The sequence below is a fragment of the Pseudomonas sp. KH_024_B2 genome, from assembly GCF_057839965.1.
Genome location: NZ_CM174502.1, coordinates 2,080,302 through 2,099,973 on the forward strand (window position 1 = coordinate 2,080,302; position 19,672 = coordinate 2,099,973).

The 19,672-nt window shown below is 60.5% G+C and carries 18 protein-coding genes and 1 other RNA gene; 6 read left to right on the plus strand and 13 right to left on the minus strand.

What is annotated here, in order from left to right:
- Nucleotides 1-163 precede the first annotated feature (163 nt).
- The 3 genes from zipA to ffs all read left to right on the plus strand — a co-directional run bounded on the left by zipA (nt 164) and on the right by ffs (nt 4,056).
- Nucleotides 164-1,015 carry a cell division protein ZipA gene (zipA, locus tag AC3I0A_RS09740; RefSeq protein ID WP_489377500.1) on the plus strand — a complete coding sequence of 284 codons (852 nt, stop codon included), beginning with the start codon at nt 164-166 and terminating at the stop codon, nt 1,013-1,015.
- Between the two features lie 238 nt (nt 1,016-1,253).
- Complete coding sequence (gene ligA, locus AC3I0A_RS09745) at nt 1,254-3,611, plus strand: NAD-dependent DNA ligase LigA (protein ID WP_489377501.1); 2,358 nt, start codon at nt 1,254-1,256, stop codon at nt 3,609-3,611.
- A 348-nt stretch (nt 3,612-3,959) separates the two neighbouring features.
- Nucleotides 3,960-4,056: signal recognition particle sRNA small type (gene ffs, locus AC3I0A_RS09750), an RNA gene on the plus strand.
- A gap of 133 nt (nt 4,057-4,189) precedes the next feature.
- On the opposite strand, the gene AC3I0A_RS09755 is transcribed toward ffs, so the two are convergent.
- From AC3I0A_RS09755 to AC3I0A_RS09765, 3 genes are all read right to left on the minus strand, one after another.
- Complete coding sequence (locus AC3I0A_RS09755; protein ID WP_489377503.1) at nt 4,190-5,011, minus strand: helix-turn-helix transcriptional regulator; 822 nt, start codon at nt 5,009-5,011, stop codon at nt 4,190-4,192.
- A gap of 6 nt (nt 5,012-5,017) precedes the next feature.
- Nucleotides 5,018-5,569 carry a kinase inhibitor gene (locus AC3I0A_RS09760; RefSeq protein WP_489377504.1) on the minus strand — a complete coding sequence of 184 codons (552 nt, stop codon included), beginning with the start codon at nt 5,567-5,569 and terminating at the stop codon, nt 5,018-5,020.
- Between the two features lie 206 nt (nt 5,570-5,775).
- Nucleotides 5,776-6,588 (minus strand): substrate-binding periplasmic protein, encoded by an 813-nt coding sequence (locus tag AC3I0A_RS09765; protein ID WP_489377505.1) that lies wholly within the window; start codon nt 6,586-6,588, stop codon nt 5,776-5,778.
- A 144-nt stretch (nt 6,589-6,732) separates the two neighbouring features.
- Here AC3I0A_RS09765 and dnaX point away from each other — a divergent pair, with 144 nt between their 5' ends.
- The 3 genes from dnaX (at nt 6,733) to recR (ending at nt 9,989) form a co-directional block, all read left to right on the plus strand.
- Nucleotides 6,733-8,826: a DNA polymerase III subunit gamma/tau gene (gene dnaX, locus AC3I0A_RS09770; RefSeq protein ID WP_489377507.1), complete on the plus strand. Its 2,094-nt coding sequence runs from the start codon at nt 6,733-6,735 to the stop codon at nt 8,824-8,826.
- Nucleotides 8,827-8,893: 67 nt separating this feature from the next.
- The gene (locus AC3I0A_RS09775; protein WP_489377508.1) at nt 8,894-9,232 is read left to right on the plus strand and encodes a YbaB/EbfC family nucleoid-associated protein; all 339 of its coding nucleotides are present in this window, start codon (nt 8,894-8,896) and stop codon (nt 9,230-9,232) included.
- A 154-nt stretch (nt 9,233-9,386) separates the two neighbouring features.
- Complete coding sequence (recR, locus tag AC3I0A_RS09780; protein WP_489377510.1) at nt 9,387-9,989, plus strand: recombination mediator RecR; 603 nt, start codon at nt 9,387-9,389, stop codon at nt 9,987-9,989.
- 135 nt (nt 9,990-10,124) lie between these two features.
- Here recR and AC3I0A_RS09785 read toward each other — a convergent pair whose 3' ends face one another.
- From AC3I0A_RS09785 to AC3I0A_RS09830, 10 genes are all read right to left on the minus strand, one after another.
- Entirely contained in the window at nt 10,125-10,673 is a 549-nt protein-coding gene (locus AC3I0A_RS09785) for an adenine phosphoribosyltransferase (protein ID WP_489377512.1), read from the minus strand.
- Nucleotides 10,674-10,761: 88 nt separating this feature from the next.
- Nucleotides 10,762-11,496 carry a fumarate/nitrate reduction transcriptional regulator Fnr gene (gene fnr / locus AC3I0A_RS09790; RefSeq protein ID WP_489377514.1) on the minus strand — a complete coding sequence of 245 codons (735 nt, stop codon included), beginning with the start codon at nt 11,494-11,496 and terminating at the stop codon, nt 10,762-10,764.
- Nucleotides 11,497-11,619: 123 nt separating this feature from the next.
- Nucleotides 11,620-13,002, minus strand: coding sequence for an oxygen-independent coproporphyrinogen III oxidase (gene hemN, locus AC3I0A_RS09795; protein ID WP_489377515.1), 1,383 nt, complete (start codon nt 13,000-13,002; stop codon nt 11,620-11,622).
- 227 nt (nt 13,003-13,229) lie between these two features.
- Nucleotides 13,230-13,913 (minus strand): sulfite exporter TauE/SafE family protein, encoded by a 684-nt coding sequence (locus tag AC3I0A_RS09800; protein WP_489377517.1) that lies wholly within the window; start codon nt 13,911-13,913, stop codon nt 13,230-13,232.
- The gene (gene ccoS, locus AC3I0A_RS09805) at nt 13,906-14,139 is read right to left on the minus strand and encodes a cbb3-type cytochrome oxidase assembly protein CcoS (protein WP_489377519.1); all 234 of its coding nucleotides are present in this window, start codon (nt 14,137-14,139) and stop codon (nt 13,906-13,908) included. Before ccoS ends, AC3I0A_RS09800 begins: the two co-directional genes overlap by 8 nt.
- Before the next feature lie 24 nt (nt 14,140-14,163).
- Nucleotides 14,164-16,614 (minus strand): heavy metal translocating P-type ATPase, encoded by a 2,451-nt coding sequence (locus AC3I0A_RS09810; RefSeq protein ID WP_489377521.1) that lies wholly within the window; start codon nt 16,612-16,614, stop codon nt 14,164-14,166.
- A gap of 174 nt (nt 16,615-16,788) precedes the next feature.
- Complete coding sequence (locus AC3I0A_RS09815) at nt 16,789-17,328, minus strand: FixH family protein (protein ID WP_489377522.1); 540 nt, start codon at nt 17,326-17,328, stop codon at nt 16,789-16,791.
- Between the two features lie 11 nt (nt 17,329-17,339).
- Complete coding sequence (ccoG, locus tag AC3I0A_RS09820) at nt 17,340-18,755, minus strand: cytochrome c oxidase accessory protein CcoG (protein ID WP_489377524.1); 1,416 nt, start codon at nt 18,753-18,755, stop codon at nt 17,340-17,342.
- Between the two features lie 220 nt (nt 18,756-18,975).
- On the minus strand, nt 18,976-19,386 hold the full coding sequence (locus AC3I0A_RS09825; RefSeq protein ID WP_489377525.1) for a type II toxin-antitoxin system VapC family toxin: 411 nt from the start codon (nt 19,384-19,386) through the stop codon (nt 18,976-18,978).
- Nucleotides 19,386-19,640: a type II toxin-antitoxin system Phd/YefM family antitoxin gene (locus AC3I0A_RS09830; RefSeq protein ID WP_489377527.1), complete on the minus strand. Its 255-nt coding sequence runs from the start codon at nt 19,638-19,640 to the stop codon at nt 19,386-19,388. The genes AC3I0A_RS09825 and AC3I0A_RS09830 overlap by 1 nt, the downstream gene beginning before the upstream one ends.
- Nucleotides 19,641-19,672 lie beyond the last annotated feature (32 nt).

Genomic DNA, 19,672 nt, shown 5'->3' on the forward strand with positions numbered 1-19,672 from the left:
AGACGGTGTAAAGTTATCTTTGGTCGTGCTAGTTTAATGTCAATTTTTCGTATGCGTGGGCAAAACGCCTGTCAGAACATAGAGTTGGCGCCACGTTTTAAAGGGGTTTGCAGCTTGCTAAGCCCTTTATTCATCAGCATTTTTTATAGAGGCACGGGATTACATGGAAATCGGTCTGCGCGAGTGGCTGATAGTGATCGGCATTATTGTTATTGCCGGTATTCTTTTTGACGGCTGGCGCCGCATGCGCGGTGGCAAGGGCAAGCTGAAATTCCGCCTGGACCGCAGCCTGTCCAATTTGCCCGACGAGGACACCAGCGCCGAACTGCTGGGCCCGCCGCGGGTGCTGGACACCCATAAAGAACCGCAACTGGACGAGCATGATTTGCCGTCGGTGAGCATGCCTGCCCGTGAAACCCGTGAGTCGGGTTCCAAGCGCGGCAAGCGTGGCGGTGAGCCGCATCAGGGTGACTTGAACCTCAATCTCGACCTGGATGGCGGCCCGAGCTTCAGCAGTCGTGACGATGACTTCCCGGATGAAACCCGCTCCTCCAGCGCTGCTCAAAACAAAGAGCAGCCGCAAGCGGAAGAAGTCCTGGTGATCAGCGTGATCTGCCGTGACGCTGCCGGCTTCAAAGGCCCGGCGCTGTTGCAGAACATTCTGGAAAGCGGTCTGCGTTTTGGCGAGATGGACATTTTCCACCGCCACGAAAGCATGGCCGGCAATGGCGAAGTCCTGTTCTCCATGGCGAATGCGGTCAAGCCGGGCGTGTTCGATCTGGACGATATCGATCACTTCAGCACGCCAGCCGTGAGCTTTTTCCTTGGCTTGCCCGGCCCGCGCCATCCTAAGCAGGCTTTCGACGTGATGGTTGCCGCTGCCCGCAAACTGTCCCAGGAGCTCAATGGCGAACTCAAGGACGACCAGCGCAGCGTGCTGACCGCTCAGACTATCGAGCATTACCGTCAACGCATCGTCGAATTCGAACGCCGCGCCCTGACCCAGAAGCGCTGATATCGAATTTTTGTGAGCGCGGGCTTTCTGTGGCGAGGGAGCTTGCTCCCGCTCGGCGGCGAAGCCGTCGTAAAGCCAGCGAATGCGTTCAACCTGACAGAACCCGGTTGCCGATTCAGGGCCGCTTCGCGACCCAGCGGGAGCAAGCTCCCTCGCCACAGAAGTTCGCGTTGTTACACTATCGTATTTTGAAGATTGAGCAGCCTCGGCTGCTCTTTTGCTTTATGAGAGAACACCCATGACCGCCGCCGAAAACCGCATTCTAGAGCTGCGCGCTGAGCTGGATCAGCACAACTACCGATACCACGTACTCGACGAGCCGAGTATTCCGGACGCCGAATACGATCGGCTGTTCCATGAGCTCAAGGCGCTGGAAGCGGCGAACCCCGAACTGGTGACCAGCGACTCGCCGACTCAGCGAGTCGGTAGCGCAGCGCTCTCGGCATTCACTCAAGTGCGTCATGAAATACCGATGCTCAGCCTTGGCAACGCCTTCGACGAAAGCACCATGCGCGAGTTCGACCGTCGGGTGAACGAAGGTCTCGACTTGCCGGTGGGCGACTTGTTTGGTGGTGGCGTGGCGGTGGAATACAGCTGCGAGCCGAAGCTCGATGGCCTGGCGGTCAGCTTGCTGTATCAGGATGGCGTGCTGGTGCGCGGCGCGACTCGCGGGGATGGCACCACGGGCGAAGACATCAGCGTCAACGTGCGGACCGTGCGCAATATCCCGCTCAAGTTGCAGGGCAGCGGCTGGCCGCCCGTGCTGGAAGTGCGCGGCGAAGTCTATATGTCCAAGGCCGGTTTCGAGCGGCTCAATGCCACGCAACTGGAAGTCGGCGGCAAGACCTTCGCCAATCCGCGCAATGCTGCTGCCGGCAGCTTGCGGCAACTGGATTCGAAGATCACCGCCAGCCGTCCGCTGGAGTTCTGCTGCTACGGTCTGGGTCAGGTCTCGGCCGACATTGCGCACACCCATATCGGCAATCTGCAACAGCTGAAGCAGTGGGGCATGCCGGTCAGTCGTGAGCTGAAACTGGCCAATGGTATCGACGAGTGCCTGGACTACTACCAGGATATCGGTGAGCGGCGTAACGCGCTGCCCTATGAAATCGACGGGGTGGTGTTCAAGGTCAACAGTCTGGCGTCGCAGCGCGAACTTGGCTTTCGGGCCCGTGAGCCGCGTTGGGCGATTGCCCATAAATTCCCGGCCATGGAAGAGCTCACCGAACTGCTCGACGTGGAGTTTCAGGTCGGTCGCACCGGTGCGGTGACGCCGGTAGCACGCTTGAAACCGGTCAAGGTCGCAGGCGTGACCGTCTCCAACGCCACGTTGCACAACATGGATGAAGTGGCCCGTCTTGGTCTGATGATCGGTGACACGGTGATCATTCGTCGTGCCGGGGACGTGATCCCGCAAGTGGTGCAAGTGGTCACCGAACGGCGTCCGGAAAACGCGCGGCCGGTGCAGGTTCCCGAGAGCTGCCCGGTGTGCGGTTCCCATGTCGAGCGCACGCAGTTGGTGAAACGCAGCAAGGGCCGCGAAACCGTCAGCGAGGGCGCGGTCTATCGCTGCGTCGGCCGTCTGGCCTGCGGTGCACAACTCAAGCAGGCGATCATCCATTTCGTCTCGCGCCGCGCCATGGACATCGAAGGTCTGGGCGAGAAAAGCGTCGAGCAATTGGTGGATGAAGGTCTGGTGGCGTCGCCGGCAGATCTCTACACCTTGAGCTTCGAACAGATCGTCGACCTTGAAGGCTTCGCCGAGCTGTCCAGTAAAAACCTGCTCAGCGCCATCGCCGACAGCAAGAAACCGGGCCTCGCGCGTTTTATCTATGCGCTGGGCATTCCCGATGTCGGCGAAGAAACAGCCAAAGTGCTGGCGCGTTCGCTGGCGTCGCTGGCGCGTGTGCAGCAGGCATTGCCGGAAGTGCTGACGTACTTGCCGGATGTCGGGCTGGAAGTCGCTTACGAGATTCACAGCTTCTTTGAGGACGAGCACAACAGCACAGTTATCGAGCAGTTGCTGGGGCGCGGTCTGGAGATCCAGGATCAGGGCGAGCTGGGTGCCGAGTTCGCTGCCAGCACGACCTTGGGTGGCTTGATCGACAAGCTGCATATTCCGTCGGTCGGCCCGGGCGGGGCGCAGAAACTGGCCGACAAGTTCGGCTCGCTCGAAGGTGTCATCAACGCCGACTGGCTGGACATGCGTCAGGCACTTGCCGAGAAGCAGGCGAAAGCCGTGCGCGAATTTTTCGACAACCCTGAAAACGCCGAGCGCGCATTGAAGATCGAGGCGCAGCTGCAAGCCTTCGGTATGCATTGGCAGAGCGAAAAGAAAGTTGTCGAAGGTCTGCCGCTGGCTGGCCAGACCTGGGTGCTGACCGGCTCCCTGGAGCTGATGAGCCGCGATATTGCCAAGGACAAACTCGAAAGCCTGGGCGCCAAGGTGGCAGGCTCGGTGTCGGCGAAAACCCATTGCGTGGTGGCCGGGCCGGGTGCCGGCTCCAAATTGGCCAAGGCCAATGAGTTGGGGTTGAAAGTGCTGGATGAAGAGGCGTTTGTCGCGTTTCTGGGCAAGCACGGTATAGCGGTTTAACGCTTTATCCGGTGCGCGAGGTCCATTGTGGCGAGGGAGCTTGCTCCCGCTCGGCTGCGAAGCAGTCGTAAAACCTGTCGCCCCCGTTCTATCTGATAAAACGGGGATTCCGATTTTAGGGCCGCTGCGCGACCCAGCGCGAGCAAGCTCGCTCGCCACATTGATTGGCGGTGTTCCGGAAAGCTTCAATGGAACCCTTCCAGTCCAACCATGATCCCGATCTTTTCAAGAGCACCGCAGGTCCTTGACCTTGCTCATGTTTTTTATCTGAAGCCGACGGTTGTAACTTCTTGTCAGATCGGTACAATGGCGCGGCTCGCCTACTGGCGAGCGTCGTTATGGTGACCCCATCGGTCCCCCCGCAACGATCAGCCGTGAACCCGGTCAGGCCTGGAAGGGAGCAGCCGCAGCGGTGACATTGTGTGCCGGGGTGTGGCTGGTGGGGTTACCACCTTAACGCCCTCGCTTTTTATCTCTTATGACGTCCACGCTTTCACCGCTCGGTGATATCGCGCGTGATATGTCCGTCCTTCCCAAACATTTCTGGTTTTTGCTTCGCCACTCGGGCGGGTGCGACATCAAATAACTGCGCGTAACTCGCGGGGCGAAAGGCCGTAGTGCTTGCGAAAGCGCACGGCAAAGCGCGAAGCCGATGCATAGCCACTGGCAGCAGCGATCTCGCCGATGGGGCGAGCGGTGGTTTGTAGCCATTGCAGCGCCATTCCCAATCTCACCTGTTCCAGGATCTTGCTGAAGCTGCCGCCTTCGTCCGCCAGTTGGCGTCTGAGTGTCGATGCGCCCAGGTTCAGGCGCTGTGCAACGTCGGCGACGGCCCAGGATTTGGCTGGATTGACGATGAGCATCTGTTCCACTCGTGCGCTGAGAGGGTCGTGACGATCGATCAGGAGCGGGCCGGCCTGACCGGCGAGACCTAAAGCCAGCAATACGCCTTCTGCATAGTGCGCGCGCAGGGTGTCGGGCGCGTTGGCGGCGATGCAGGTCAGAAGGTTTTCCCAAGCCTGGGATGTATCCCGGTCGAGGGCGACGCACAACTCTGCAGACTGTGCCCGGCTTGTCTGGGTGTTGATCGCCTTGCCATAGCGTGCGCTGAAACTGCGCAGCAACTCGGTCGGAAATGACACCGCGTCGGCAATGTAATGACCCTGTACGCAAGGAACGTTGGTGATGCCCAGTTCGAGCCCTGCCGGCATCAGAATCAGCTGTTGCGGGCTTGCGCGCATTTCCCGCTCATCCCATCGCAGCAGTTTTTCGCCTTGGCGCACACGGCACAGGGTCGTGACGAAGATCGGGACCTGCCGTAGAACGTGCGGCTGCCGGGCCCGAATCACGCAGGCTGCGATACGACTTTCATGGTGCTGGATGCCGGCAGAAGCATTCATTCGGGCTTAGCGTCCGTATGTGGCGGTCAGTGTGGTTTTGGCCAGTGCGTTGGCGTTCAGCATATAGCCGACCATAGCCCCGCCGGCTTGCTCATCGAGCGGCAGTTTATCGACTTTCAGGGCCCACACGGTGAATTGATAGCGGTGAGGTTTATCTCCGACTGGAGGGCAGGCTCCGCCAAAACCGGATTGCCCGTAATCGGTGCGTCCCTGCACGGCGCCAGCGGGCAACTGGTTGCCGGTGCTGCTGCCGGCACCTGTTGCCAAGGTGGTGATTGATGTTGGCAGGTTGACTACCGTCCAGTGCCACCAGCCGCTGCCGGTCGGTGCGTCCGGATCGTAAACCGTGATCGCGTAGCTTTTCGTGCCTGCGGGTGCGCCGTGCCAGGACAGTTGTGGTGAGGTATTGCCGCCTTTGCAGCCGAAGCCCTGGAATTCGGAGCTGGATGTCAGCGGTTTACCGTCGGCGATGTCGCTGCTGGTCAAGATAAAGTCAGTCGCGCTGGCGGTAAGGGAAAGGCCCATCGACAGGGCGCACAACAGTGCTCGGGTTTTCATTGGTGTTCTCTTCTTTGGGTTGGGAAGAAGAGCGAGTTTAGAGAGAGGGACAGCGCCTGATTGTGCGCAGATGCTCGCAGATTGTGCTCAAACGCTCGGCCTGATCCGCCGCTGTCGCGGCAGAGCCGAGAATTGCAGACCCTGGCTGTAGGTAATCCTGAATTTTTATCGCCAGGCCGATGAAGTGCCAGGCTGGGTTGCGACCTTCAAGGCGCCGGTGGAGTGGCAGGTGCTGGAACAAGCGGTCTGACCGCTTGAGTGGTTTGCGCCGCCTCGGAGGGTTCATCGATGCCGGTGTAGAGTTTGATGATCTCGTCGATCTCCCCGGACCTCTTCATCTGCGCAAGGGTGTCCAAAATACGTTGCACCGGCAGTTTTGGGTCGTTGCGTACGTAGCAACCGACGTTTTGCTCCTGCAAAACAGCGACGCCACGCAATTGTTGGTCGGGCATCAGCCGTTGGTTGAACCAGCCCAGGGTCCATTCATTGCTCACTGCATAGTGATAGCGACCGGCCAGGAGCTTTTGCAGTACCAGTTCCTGATTGCGCGCATCGTCGCGCTGTAGTTGGCCGCTATCGAACAGGGGCTGCAGGCCAGGATAGATGTAACCAAGAACCGTACCGATAGGTTGCGACGGCAGGCTCGCCGGCAGCACCGGCGCAGGAGTGGATTGCGTACTGATCAGCAGGTCACGCTGAAACAGCAGTGGAATACTCCAGAGGTAGTCGCCCGATTGATCGGGTAGCCAGGATTTCGCCGCGTAGCAACGAATATCGACCTCGCCACGCTCCATGGCACTTTGCACCCGGCGGCGTGCCAGCACGTGGAACTCGGCGGGGCGGCCGACCCGGGTGGCCAGGCTCAGCATCATGTCATGCAAAATACCCTGGGTCGGTCGGCCGCGTTCGATTTGCGCCATGGGCATGGCCCAGCTGTCGGTGATGGCGAAACGCAATGGCGTCTGCGCAGCAAAGCCGCTGGTGGTTATCAGCAGCAAAGTGGTCCAGGCAAAACGCATAAACTCTCCAGCAAGACCACGATAAGGGCGGATAAACGCCTTCCAGAAAGCAGCTTAGCCAGATTAGACAAGCACACCGGATGCAATTTCGCCCTTGCTCCGCTAGCATTACACGCTTCCGCTTCCCAGTTGCGACGGTTTTCGATGAGTTATCAGGTTCTTGCACGTAAATGGCGTCCGCGCTCGTTCCGCGAAATGGTCGGCCAGACCCATGTGCTCAAGGCTCTGATCAATGCCTTGGACAGTCAGCGGCTGCATCATGCCTATTTATTCACCGGCACGCGCGGGGTGGGCAAGACCACCATTGCGCGGATCATTGCCAAATGCCTGAACTGTGAAACAGGTATTACTTCGACGCCGTGCGGCACCTGCTCGGTGTGCCGGGAGATCGATGAAGGGCGCTTTGTCGACCTGATCGAGATCGACGCCGCGAGCCGGACCAAGGTTGAGGATACCCGCGAGCTGCTGGACAACGTGCAATATGCGCCAAGCCGCGGGCGCTTCAAGGTCTACCTGATCGACGAAGTGCACATGCTGTCCACCCATTCGTTCAATGCGCTGCTCAAAACCCTTGAAGAACCACCGCCCTACGTCAAATTCATCCTGGCGACCACTGACCCGCAGAAACTTCCTGCAACGATTCTGTCGCGGTGCCTGCAGTTCTCCCTGAAGAACATGACACCGGAGCGTGTGGTCGAGCATTTGACCCATGTACTGGGCGTCGAGAACGTCCCCTTCGAAGACGATGCGCTGTGGCTGCTGGGCCGCGCTGCCGATGGTTCGATGCGCGATGCCATGAGCCTGACCGACCAGGCGATCGCCTTCGGTGAAGGTAAAGTCATGGCCGCCGATGTGCGGGCGATGCTTGGCACCCTTGATCACGGTCAGGTCTACGATGTGCTGCATGCGTTGCTCGACGGTGATGCCAAGGCATTGCTCGAAGCGGTGCGCCATCTGGCCGAGCAGGGGCCGGACTGGAATGGCGTGCTCTCGGAAATCCTCAATGTGTTGCACCGTGTCGCGATCGCCCAGGCGTTGCCTGAAGGCGTCGACAACGGCCATGGCGACCGCGATCGGGTGCTGGCGCTGGCCCAGGCCTTGCCGGCTGAAGATGTGCAGTTCTATTACCAGATGGGTCTGATCGGCCGCCGCGACTTGCCGCTGGCGCCGGACCCGCGCGGTGGCTTTGAAATGGTCCTGCTGCGGATGCTGGCCTTCCGCCCCGCAGACACTCCGCACGCGCCGAGGCAGCCGCTAAAGCCAGTGGGGATCAGCCAGGCCACAGTTGATTCCGCAAACTCAGTGGCTGCCGCGCCTGTCGTTGCGCCGGTGGTCGCTGCTATTGCTGCTCCGGTCGAGCCGGTCGTTGCGGTTGTAGCGCCAGCTCCAGAGCCGGTTGCGGCTGTCGTGGCGCCGGAGCCGATAGTAGCGCCACCGGTTGTGGAACCTGCGGTTGTCGCCGCCGAAGTGGTAGATCTGCCCTGGAACGATCCGGTCGATCCGGTCGAACCGGTGATCGAGCAGCAACCGGCGGTAGAGCCAGAGCTTGAGACTGCCACCGAGCAGCCTGAATTGACGCCAATGCCGGTGCCGACGCCTGACAGCGTGGTGCCGGATGCGCCCGAGTGGGTGGCGGCGCCGGTTCCTGAGCCTGCTTCGGCCCAAGTCGATGCGGCCACGCCGGGTATCGATCCGGATGACGAGCCGCCGCTGGATGAGGATTACATCGAGCCGGACATGGATTCGGCTTACAGCTATCTCGATGAACTGGCCAGTGAGCACACTGCAGAGCCGGCCCCTGAGCCCGAACCCGCACCGGCCTTGCAGCCGGCGACCGGTCTGGCCCTGGAGTGGCTGGAGTTGTTCCCGAAACTGCCGATTTCCGGCATGACCGGCAGCATCGCCGCCAACTGCACCTTGATCGCAGTCGATGGCGATCACTGGTTGTTGCACCTGGACCCGGCCCACAGCGCGCTATTCAACGCGACCCAGCAGCGCCGCCTCAACGATGCGCTGAATCAGTATCATCAGCGTACGCTGACCGTGAGCATCGAGCTGATCAAGCCCGAGCAGGAAACCCCGGCCCAGGCAGCGTCCCGGCGCCGCGGCGAACGCCAGCGCGAGGCTGAAGAGTCGATCCACGGTGATCCGTTCATCCAGCAAATGATGCAACAGTTCGGTGCGGTGATCCGTAACGATACTATTGAACCTGTCGAAGCTCTGGCCAGTCAGGGCTAATAACTGAAAGGTGCCTGGCCTTATGGGCGGGTGCTGTTTTTATCCAAGTACTTTTGAGGTGATTCCCATGATGAAAGGTGGCATGGCCGGCCTGATGAAGCAGGCACAGCAGATGCAGGAAAAAATGGCCAAGATGCAGGAAGAGCTGGCCAACGCCGAAGTCACCGGCAAGTCCGGCGGCGACATGGTGACGGTGGTGATGACCGGTCGCCATGACATCAAGCGCGTCAGCATTGACCCAAGCATCGTTGAAGGCCTGAGCGAAGACGACAAGGAAATGCTCGAGGCCTTGTTCGCCGCTGCCGTCAACGACGCCGTGCGCAAGATCGAAGCCAACAGCCAGGACAAAATGTCCGGCGTGACCGCTGGCATGCAATTGCCACCGGGCATGAAACTGCCGTTCTAAGTCGCAAAAGCTCGTCGGATGTACTACAAAAATGCCAGGCCTTGAGCCTGGCATTTTTGTTTGTGAGCAGTGACGCTACCAGTGGATGAGCATTTGACGCTAACCAGAGGCGCGGGTATAAACCGCGTCTCGTTGTTTTGTCGGACCTTTGCCCATGAGCTTCAGCCCCCTGATTCGCCAACTGATCGATGCACTGCGCATTTTGCCGGGTGTGGGTCAGAAAACCGCCCAACGCATGGCATTGCAACTGCTCGAGCGTGATCGCAGCGGCGGTTCGCGTTTGGCTCAAGCCTTGAGCCAGGCCATGGAAGGGGTCGGGCATTGTCGTTTGTGTCGCACGCTCACTGAAGACGACCTTTGCCCGCAATGCGCCGATCCGCGCCGTGACGATACGATTTTGTGCGTGGTCGAGGGGCCGATGGATGTGTACGCGGTGGAGCAGACCGGTTATCGCGGGCGCTACTTTGTGCTCAAGGGCCATCTGTCGCCGCTCGACGGGCTCGGGCCAGAGGCCATTGGTATTCCGCAATTGCTGGCGCGGATCGAAGAGCAGGGCAGTTTTACCGAGATCATTCTCGCCACCAACCCGACGGTTGAAGGCGAAGCCACTGCCCATTACATCGCGCAGTTGCTGGCCAACAAAGGCCTGATCACCTCGCGCATCGCCCATGGCGTGCCGTTGGGCGGCGAGCTGGAGCTGGTGGACGGCGGGACCCTGGCGCATTCGTTTGCGGGGCGTAAGCCGATTTCTTTGTAATGGTGTGCCTGTACTGGCGCCTTCGCGGGCAAGCCCGCTCCCACATTTAATCAGTGGTGTACGTAAAGAATGTGTACGCCGCAGATCCACTGTGGGAGCGAGCTTGCTCGCGATGGCGTCGGTACAGACGGCGCCTTATTTATCGGTCAACGCAAACTGCGTCAGGCAGAAGGTCGGTATGCCCATGTCTTCCAGGCGCTGAGAGCCGCCCAGTTCAGGCAGATCGATAATCGCTGCGGCTTCGAAAACCCGCGCGCCCATGCGTCGTACCAGGCTGGCTGCAGCAATCAGGGTGCCGCCAGTGGCGATCAGGTCATCGACCATCAGCACCGAGTCGCCTTCGCACAGGCTGTCGGCGTGGACTTCAAGGAAGGCTTCGCCGTATTCGGTCTGATAGCCCTCGCAAAGTACGTCGGCCGGCAATTTGCCTTGTTTGCGGAACAGAATCAGCGGTTTGTTCAACTGATAAGCGAGGATCGAGCCGATCAGGAAGCCACGGGCATCCATCGCGCCGATGTGCGTGAAGTCGGCTTCGACATAACGATGGACAAAGCTGTCCACCACCAGACGCAAGGCCTTTGGCGACTGGAACAACGGCGTGATATCGCGAAAGATCACCCCGGGCTTGGGGAAGTCGATCACCGGGCGGATCAGGGATTTGATGTCGAAGGAGTCGAAGACCATCGTCGAGGTGTCCTGGCGAGCTGGGGGAGGGGCAGCTCGACAGTATAAGCCCGGCCGAGCACGTTCGCCCGGCCGCAAGGTGGCAGGGTCAGCCTTCCAGCGAACCACCCGCCAGCGCGCAGAGCTGGATCGGATCGAGAAGGTGCACTTCCTTGCCTTCGGCGGCGATCAGCTCGCTTTGCTGGAAGCGGGTGAACACCCGGGACACGGTTTCCACCGCCAGACCCAGGTAGTTGCCGATTTCGTTGCGCGACATGCTCAGGCGGAACTGATTGGCCGAGAACCCCCGCGCGCGGAAACGCGCCGACAGGTTGACCAGGAAGGTGGCGATGCGCTCGTCGGCGGTTTTTTTCGAGAGCAGGAGCATCATTTGCTGGTCGTCGCGAATCTCGCGGCTCATCACCCGCATCAATTGGCGGCGCAGTTGTGGCAGTTGCACGGACAGTTCGTCGAGGCGATCGAAGGGGATTTCACAGACCGAGGTGGTTTCCAGCGCTTGCGCCGAGACCGGGTAGGCTTCGGTGTCCATGCCGGACAGCCCGACCAGTTCGCTGGGTAGGTGGAAGCCGGTGATCTGCTCCTCGCCGCCATCGCTCAGACTGAAGGTTTTCAAGGCGCCGGAGCGTACTGCATAGACGGATGCAAACGTATCACCCTGGCGAAACAGGAATTCCCCCTTTTTTAGTGGGCGACCACGTTTAACGATATCGTCCAGCGCATCCATGTCTTCCAGATTCAGAGAAAGTGGCAAGCAGAGGGGAGACAGGCTGCAATCCTTGCAATGGGCCTGACTGTGAGCGCGCAGCTTGACTGGCTCGGGCATTTCTTCAATCCTTGTGGGAAAGCACACATAAGTTGTAAGGATAACCCACGGGAGGAGTTTCAGGCCAGCTTGTACGGTGATGATGCGCTGTCATCGGCCAATAACCACATTGCTCATGAAGTGCTAGATAACCCGCGAAAAACGTTGGCTATTTTGCTGTTCCAGATACCCATCGAAAACCATGCACAGTGAACGGACCAGCAGCCGTCCGGCCGGTAACACGCTGATCCGCTCATTATCGAGTTCGATCAGACCATCCTCGGCCATGGCGTGTAACTGCGGCCAGAGATCGGCGAAGTAACCGCGAAAATCGATGTTGAAGGCCTGTTCGATCACGGCGAATTCCAGGTTGAAGTTGCAAATCAACTGCTGAATCACTTCCCGCCGCAGACGGTCGTCCTGATTGCACAGCAGGCCGCGGCTGGTGGCCAGTTGCGTATCTCCCAGGGCGTTCTGGTAGTGATTCAGGTCACTGCTGTTCTGGCAGTACAGGTCACCGATCTGGCTGATCGCCGACACGCCAAGACCGATCAGGTCGCAATGACCATGGGTGGTGTAGCCCTGGAAGTTGCGCTGCAGGGTCGACTCTTCCTGAGCAATGGCCAGCTCGTCGTCGGGCAGGGCGAAGTGGTCCATGCCGATGTACCGATAACCCGCCGCGGTCAATTGCTCGATGGTGCGCTGCAGCATTTGCAGTTTTTCGGCGGGCGCCGGCAGGTCATTGCTGTTGATCCGCCGTTGCGGCATGAAGCGCTCAGGCAAATGCGCGTAGTTGAACACCGAGAGCCGGTCCGGTTGCAGGTTGATGACTTCGTCCACGGTGCGGGCGAAATTGTCCGGTGTCTGTTTCGGCAGGCCGTAGATAAGGTCGATGTTGATCGAACGAAACTGCAAAGTGCGGGCAGCTTCGATCACTGCGCGGGTTTCTTCCAGGCTTTGCAGGCGATTGACTGCCCGCTGTACTACTGGATCGAGGTCCTGCAAACCGATGCTGACACGGTTGAAACCCAGTTCGCGAAGCAGACCCATGGTTGACCAGTCGGCTTCGCGAGGGTCGATTTCGATGCCGTAGTCACCAGAGTCATCGTCCAGCAGATTGAAGTGTCTGCGCAGTTGGGCCATCAGCTGGCGCAGTTCATCATGGCTGAGAAAGGTCGGGGTGCCGCCGCCGAAGTGCAGTTGCTCGACCTTCTGGTGTGGGTCGAGGTGGCAGGCGATCAGCTGGATCTCTTGCTCCAGGCGTTGCAGATAGGGCAGGGCGCGGCCACGGTCTTTGGTGATGACCTTGTTGCAGGCGCAGTAGTAGCAAATGTTCGCGCAGAACGGGATATGCACATACAGCGATAAGGGTCGCAGCGCCTTGCGGCTGTCGCGCAGGGCGTGCAGCAGGTCGAAGGTGCCAACCTGGCTGTTGAATTGCACTGCGGTCGGATACGAGGTGTAGCGCGGTCCCGCCAGGTCATAGCGGCGGATCAGATCTGTGTCCCAACGAATGGCGTCGAGCATGCGGGCATTCCCCCGGATAGGCTGGCAGTGTCCGCGAGTCTAGGGGGTTCACAGGAGGGGGATGTTGATTTGCATCAACAGCGATTCTGTCGGAGATCGTTGTCGCCAGTGATGACGTCATCGCGAGCAAGCTCGCTCCCACATTTGATCAGTGTCGAACACAGACCTTGAGCACTACGACGATCTACTGTGGGAGCGAGCTTGCTCGCGATGGGCGCGCCACAGATTTAATGCCCCATGAGCCAATGCTGATGCGGCCCAGGCAGGGTCCAGATGCCAAACAGCATCACCAACAACCCGCCAGTCATGCGCACGCTGCGTTTGCGCAGCAGGGCGGTGACTCGTTCGGCGGCAAGGCCGGTGGCCAGCAGCACCGGCCAGGTGCCGAGGCCGAAGGCGAGCATCAGCAGCGCACTGTCGAGGGCATTACCCTGACTGGCGGACCAGAGCAGCGTGCTGTAGACCAGGCCGCACGGCAGCCAGCCCCAGAGCGCGCCCAGCAACAAGGCACGAGGCAAGCTCGAGACTGGCAGCAAACGGTTGGCGAACGGCTGGATATGCTTCCAGAGACCGCGACCGAGGCTTTCGATACGGGTCAGGCCGCTCCACCAGCCGGCGAGGTACAGGCCCATGGCGATCAACAGCAACCCGGCGAGTACGCGCATGAACATCGCTGCCGGGCTGTTGGCCACCGCCCAGCCCGCAAGGCCGATCAGCAGGCCGGCCGCCCCATAGCTGAGTATTCGCCCCAGGTTGTAAGCCAGCAGCAGACGAAAGCGTCGGCTGCGTTGCTCCTTGGGGATCGCCAGGGTCAGCGCGCCCATCAGGCCACCGCACATGCCCAGGCAATGACCGCCACCGAGCACGCCCAGGATCACCGCGGAAACCAGCAGCGGAGCCAGCTCAAACATGAGGTGGAGCCTGGTCTTTCGGCTGGGACGGATTGGCAGTAGGCGGATGGCCGCTGGCCTCGTCGACGGCGGCCTGGTGGTTCGGGTCCTGGTCGTCGAACAGAATGCTGTGGGCCGGGCCGTCGAGGTCGTCATACTGACCGCTGTCGACTGCCCAGAAAAAGATGTAAATGGCGATGGCCACGATCAGCAGCGCGGCCGGGATCATCACGTAAAGAGCTGGCATGGGTAAACTCCATGCCCGCGCGGCTCAGGCCGGCAGCGGGCGGGTTACTTGCGTGGGGCTGGCATTCGCTTGGCCCGGCATGCGAGTCAGGCGCAAAGCATTCAGCACCACGGTCAACGAGCTGAGGGACATGCCGACCGCCGCCCAGATCGGTGTGATCCAGCCGAGGGCGGCGAACGGCAACATGAGGCCATTGTACAACCCGGCCCACAGCAGGTTCTCGATGATTACCCGGCGTGTGCGTCGAGCCAGGCTGAAGGCTTGCACCAATGCGTCGAGGCGATTGGACAGCAGTACCGCATCGGCGCTGGTTTTCGCCAGATCGGTGGCCGAACCCATGGCCACGCTGATATCGGCGGCAGCCAGCACCGGCACATCGTTGACCCCGTCGCCGAGCATCAGCACCTTGCGCCCCTGTTGATGCAGGTGTTGCAGTACTTGCAGCTTGTCATCGGGACGCAGACCGCCGCGGGCCTCGTCGATGCCCAGCTCAAAGGCGACGCTGGCGACCATCGGCGAGCTGTCGCCGGACAGCAGCAGCGTGCGCCAGCCACGGGCCTTGCATGCAGCGAGCAAGGCGGGGGCGTCGGCACGCAAGCGGTCGTCGAGGACGAACCAGGCCAACGCACCCTGGCTATCGCCGAGCAACAACCATTGACCGGGCTCATCGGGCATCGCCGGTACCGGGCAGCCGCTGAGCCCGCAGACAAACGCCGGTTGGCCGATACGCAGGCGCTGCTCACCCACCCGACCTTCAAGGCCGAGTCCTGGTGTGCTGAGGACTTCTTCGGCGGCCATGGGCGCGCGGCCAAAGGCCCGGGCGATCGGATGTTCGGAGCGGTTTTCCAGAGCCGCGGCAAGACCCAGGCACTGGTCGCTGTCCAGCGTGCCCAGTACCCGAATCGAACGCAGCGCCAGACGGCCTTCGGTGAGGGTGCCGGTCTTGTCGAAAATCACCGTATCGATCTGATTCAAACCTTCCAGCACATGGCCGCGAGTCAGCAACAGACCGAGTTTGTGCAGCGTGCCGGTGGCGGCAGTGAGGGCAGTCGGAGTGGCCAGGGAAAGCGCGCACGGGCAGGTCGCAACCAGCATCGCCAGGACGATCCAGAACGCCCGGGACGAATCCAGCTCCCACCACAGCAGGCCGATGGCCGCCGCTGCGATCAGCGAGAGCAGCAGGAACCATTGTGCGGCGCGGTCAGCGATTTCTGCCAGTCGCGGTTTTTCCGCCTGAGCGCGATCCAGCAGGCGGACGATGGCTGACAGCCGGGTGTCCTGGCCCAGCGCCAGCACTTCGACGGTCAACGCACCTTCGACGTTCAGGGTGCCGGCGGTGACTGCGTCGCCCAGGGTTCGCGGTTGTGGCAGGTATTCGCCGGTCAGCAGTGACTCATCGATGCTCGACTGACCATCGAGGATCTTGCCATCGGCCGGCAGAATGGCGCCGGGATGCACCAGCACCCGGTCACCCAGGCGCAATTCGCTGAGCAGGATGCGCTCGCTCTGGCCGTCATCGCTCATGCGCAGGCAGGAGGCGGGCAATAAGTTGACCAGCTGCGCGGTGGCGGCGGCGGTGCGTTCGCGGGCCCGGCGCTCCAGATAACGCCCGGCCAGCAGGAACAGCGCAAACATCCCGACCGCGTCGAAATACAGCTCGCCGACGCCGGTGATTGAAGTCCAGATGCCGGCGATGTACGCGCTGCCAATCGCCAGTGAGACCGAGACGTCCATGGTCAGGTGGCGGGTGCGCAGGTCACGCATGGCGCCCTTGAAGAAAGGCGCGCAGCTGTAGAAGACGATCGGTGTGGTGAGGAACAGCGCGACCCAGCGCAGGATGGTGTGCAGCTCCGGGCTCAGGTCGATATTGAATTCCGGCCATGTCGCCATGGTCGCCATCATCGCCTGGAACCACAGCAGACCGGCGACGCCCAGTTGACGCAGGGCCAGGCGGTTTTCGCTGGCCAGTTGCTCGGCGGCGCGATCGGCTTGATACGGATGCGCGGCATAACCGATATGCCGCAGTTCGCTGAGCACTTTGCTCAGCGGCAACTGGCTGTCGGCCCAGCGCACGTGCAAACGATGGTTGGACAGGTTCAGCCGCGCTTCGGCCACCGCCGGCAGGCTGCGCAGGTGTTTCTCGATCAGCCAGCCGCACGCGGCGCAGCTGATGCCTTCCATCAACAGGGTGGTTTCGGCGAGATCGCCTTCGTGTCGGACAAAGGGTTCCTGCACGTCGGCGCGATCGTACAGCGCCAGCTCGTCCACCAGTTGCACCGGCAAGGCTTCAGGGTTGGCTGAAGCTTCACTGCGGTGGCTGTAATAGCTTTCCAGACCACCGGCGACAATCGCCTCGGCCACCGCCTGACAGCCCGGGCAGCAAAGCTCGCGGGTTTCGCCGAGAACGACGGCGGTAAACCGGCTGCCGGCAGGGACGGGCAGGGCGCAGTGGTAGCAGGGGGTTGGAGTGGTCATGTGTGTTGCCATGAAAACCATTGTGGCGAGGGAGCTTGCTCCCGCTCGGCTGCGAAGCAGTCGTAAATCTGCGAACTCGCTATGACTGAAAGAACCGGTTTGCAGGTTTTGGGGCCGCTTCGCGCCCCAGCGGGAGCAAGCTCCCTCGCCACATTTGATCGCATTCGCAGGTGCTTATTTCTTCAGGTCTTCCGCACCCTGCAGCGGTTCATCACCGAGCAGCAGGTCTTTGTCATGGCTGACCTGTTCTTCCTCGAACATACGCCAGGTCTTGTCGTCCTGCACACCGAGCAGTTCGACGAAGCGCCGGCCTTCGATCTTGTCGGTCAACTGGCCGATGTAGCGGCCTTGCTCGGTTTCGCTGCGCGTCAGGGTGATCTTGCGATCCTTTTCCGGCTGCGTCGGCGAGATCAGATTCAGCTCCAGGGTTGCAGGCGTGCTGTTGCCGCTCAGGCGCAGGTCGACTTCGCCGGTCACGTCATCCAGATGCATGCTGGCGCGCAACAGCAGAGTCTGGGCCAGCAGCTCACGGTCCAGCGAGCGATTGATGCCTTTGCCGGCCTCGTAATAATTGTCGTTGACCAGGTTGTCCGGGTTGTTCACGGCGATAGTGACCATCGACAAGGTCAGGGCGACCGAGCAGGCCAGAATAGCGATGATGATCCACGGCCAGAGGTGCTTGTACCAAGGGCTTGCGGCAGTTGTTGCGGGCATGGCGACTTCTCTCAACGAATTTGTGGGCCGATGAATCGGCTCTTGGCTTCAACATGGACATCAGCGTCATCGGCATCCTTGAGGGTGAATTTCACCTCGTTGGTGCTCGACGGCAATTGTTCCGGTGCGCTGGACAACTCGACCGGCATGCTGACGATCTCGCCGGCACCGACCTTGATCTCGCGCTTGCCTTGCAGCTTGAGGTCCGGCAGGCCGGAGGCTTGCAGCACATAGGTGTGGTCGCGCTGATCCTTGTTCATGATTTTCAGGCTGTAGACGTTCTCGATCCGGCCTTCGGCGTTCTCGCGATACAGCACGCGGTCCTTGCTGACATCGAAGCCGACCAGCGAGCGCATGAAGAATGCGCTCGCCAGCAGGCCGATCATGGTCAGCAGCACCAGCGCATAACCGATCAGGCGTGGGCGCAGTTTATGGGTTTTTTGCCCGGAAAGGTTGTGCTCGGTGGTGTAGCTGATCAGCCCGCGCGGGTAATTCATCTTGTCCATGATGTTGTCGCAGGCGTCGATACACGCGGCGCAGCCGATGCATTCGATCTGCAGGCCGTCGCGAATGTCGATGCCGGTCGGGCAGACCTGAACGCACATGGTGCAATCAATGCAGTCGCCCAGGCCCATGGCCTTGTAGTCGGCGTCTTTCTTGCGCGGGCCGCGACCTTCGCCGCGACGCGGATCGTAGGAAACGATCAGCGTGTCCTTGTCGAACATCACGCTCTGGAAACGCGCATACGGGCACATGTAAATGCACACTTGCTCGCGCAGCCAACCGGCATTGCCGTAAGTGGCGAGGGTGAAGAAGCCGACCCAGAAATATGACCAGCCATCGGCCTGGCCGGTGAAGAAGTCGATGGTCAGCTCACGAATCGGCGAGAAGTAACCGACAAAGGTCATGCCGGTGACGAAGCCGATCAGCAACCAGAGGCTGTGTTTGCTGAACTTGCGCAGGAACTTGTTGGCGCTGATCGGCGCCTTGTCGAGCTTGATGCGCTGGTTGCGGTCGCCTTCGGTGACCTTTTCGCACCACATGAAGATCCAGGTCCAGACGCTTTGCGGGCAGGTATAGCCGCACCAGACGCGCCCGGCGTAGACCGTGATGAAGAACAGACCGAACGCGCTGATGATCAGCAGGCCCGAGAGCAGGATGAAATCCTGAGGCCAGAAGGTCGCGCCGAAGATGAAGAATTTGCGCTCCGGCAGGTTCCACCAGACGGCCTGATGGCCGCCCCAGTTCAGCCAGACCGTACCGAAATACAGCAGAAACAGCGCGGCACCGCCCATCATCCGCAGGTTGCGGAACAGGCCAGTGAAGGCGCGCGTATAGATTTTTTCCCGAGAAGCGTAGAGGTCGACGGTGTTGTTCGAGTTTTTGGCAGGCGGGGTAACGTCGTGTACCGGAATCTGATTGCTCATCATTGCATCCCACGGCAGTGGAAAAATGCCTCGGTCAGTACGTGCCGGCCGGGGTCAAAAAGTGTATTGCAGTGGCGCAATGATACGCCTGTAGCTCTAGATCAAGGGTGCGACCTTTGGTCGCGTTGGGAGAAATCCAGAGATGGTGTAGCAAATGTAACAAGTCGTGATTCAGGTCAATTGACTTGTTGAGTATGGTCGGTTTTGGAGGGCGGGGCGTTCAATCGACCCACGGGTTGATCAGGCGTACACCGCTCGACTGGAAGTCCGCCACATTCCGGGTCACCACGGTCAGCCCATGGACCAGCGCAGTCGCCGCGATCAGCGCATCGCACTCATTGCTGCGGTCCGGCACATGAAGACGGGCGCAACGTAATGCCACTGCACTGTCGACCGCCAATATCCGTCCGGCAAACGCCGGCATCACATGATTGTCCAGCCATGAGCGCAACAGGCCGCCTTGGGCCGGATCGCGCCTTTCCACTCTCAGAATTCCGGTTTCCAGCTCCAGAACAGTGATCGCCGACAGAAACAGGCTGGGCGCAGCTACGCTACGTGCCCAGGCCACTACATTGTTGTCGGCTTGGGCTTTGCGCAATTCTGAAACAACATTGGTATCGAGTAGAAACATCAGGACAGGTCCACCGGCCGAGGGGTGATGACGGCGCGCTCTGTTTCGAAGTCGATTTCGGGCGCCTGAGGCATGACCAGCATCTCGACAATGGTGCTACTGATGCCGGTCAGTTTCTGGTACTCCTCCATGCTTAGCAGCACATGGGCGGGCTTGCCACGATCGGTGATGATAACCGGCCCCTGACGGGCAGCTTTTTTGGCACCGCTTGTGTCCTGATTGAACTCGCGGCTGGAAATAGTGGTGATGGTCATGGGCCTACCCTCCTGAAACGCTTGTGTAGTTA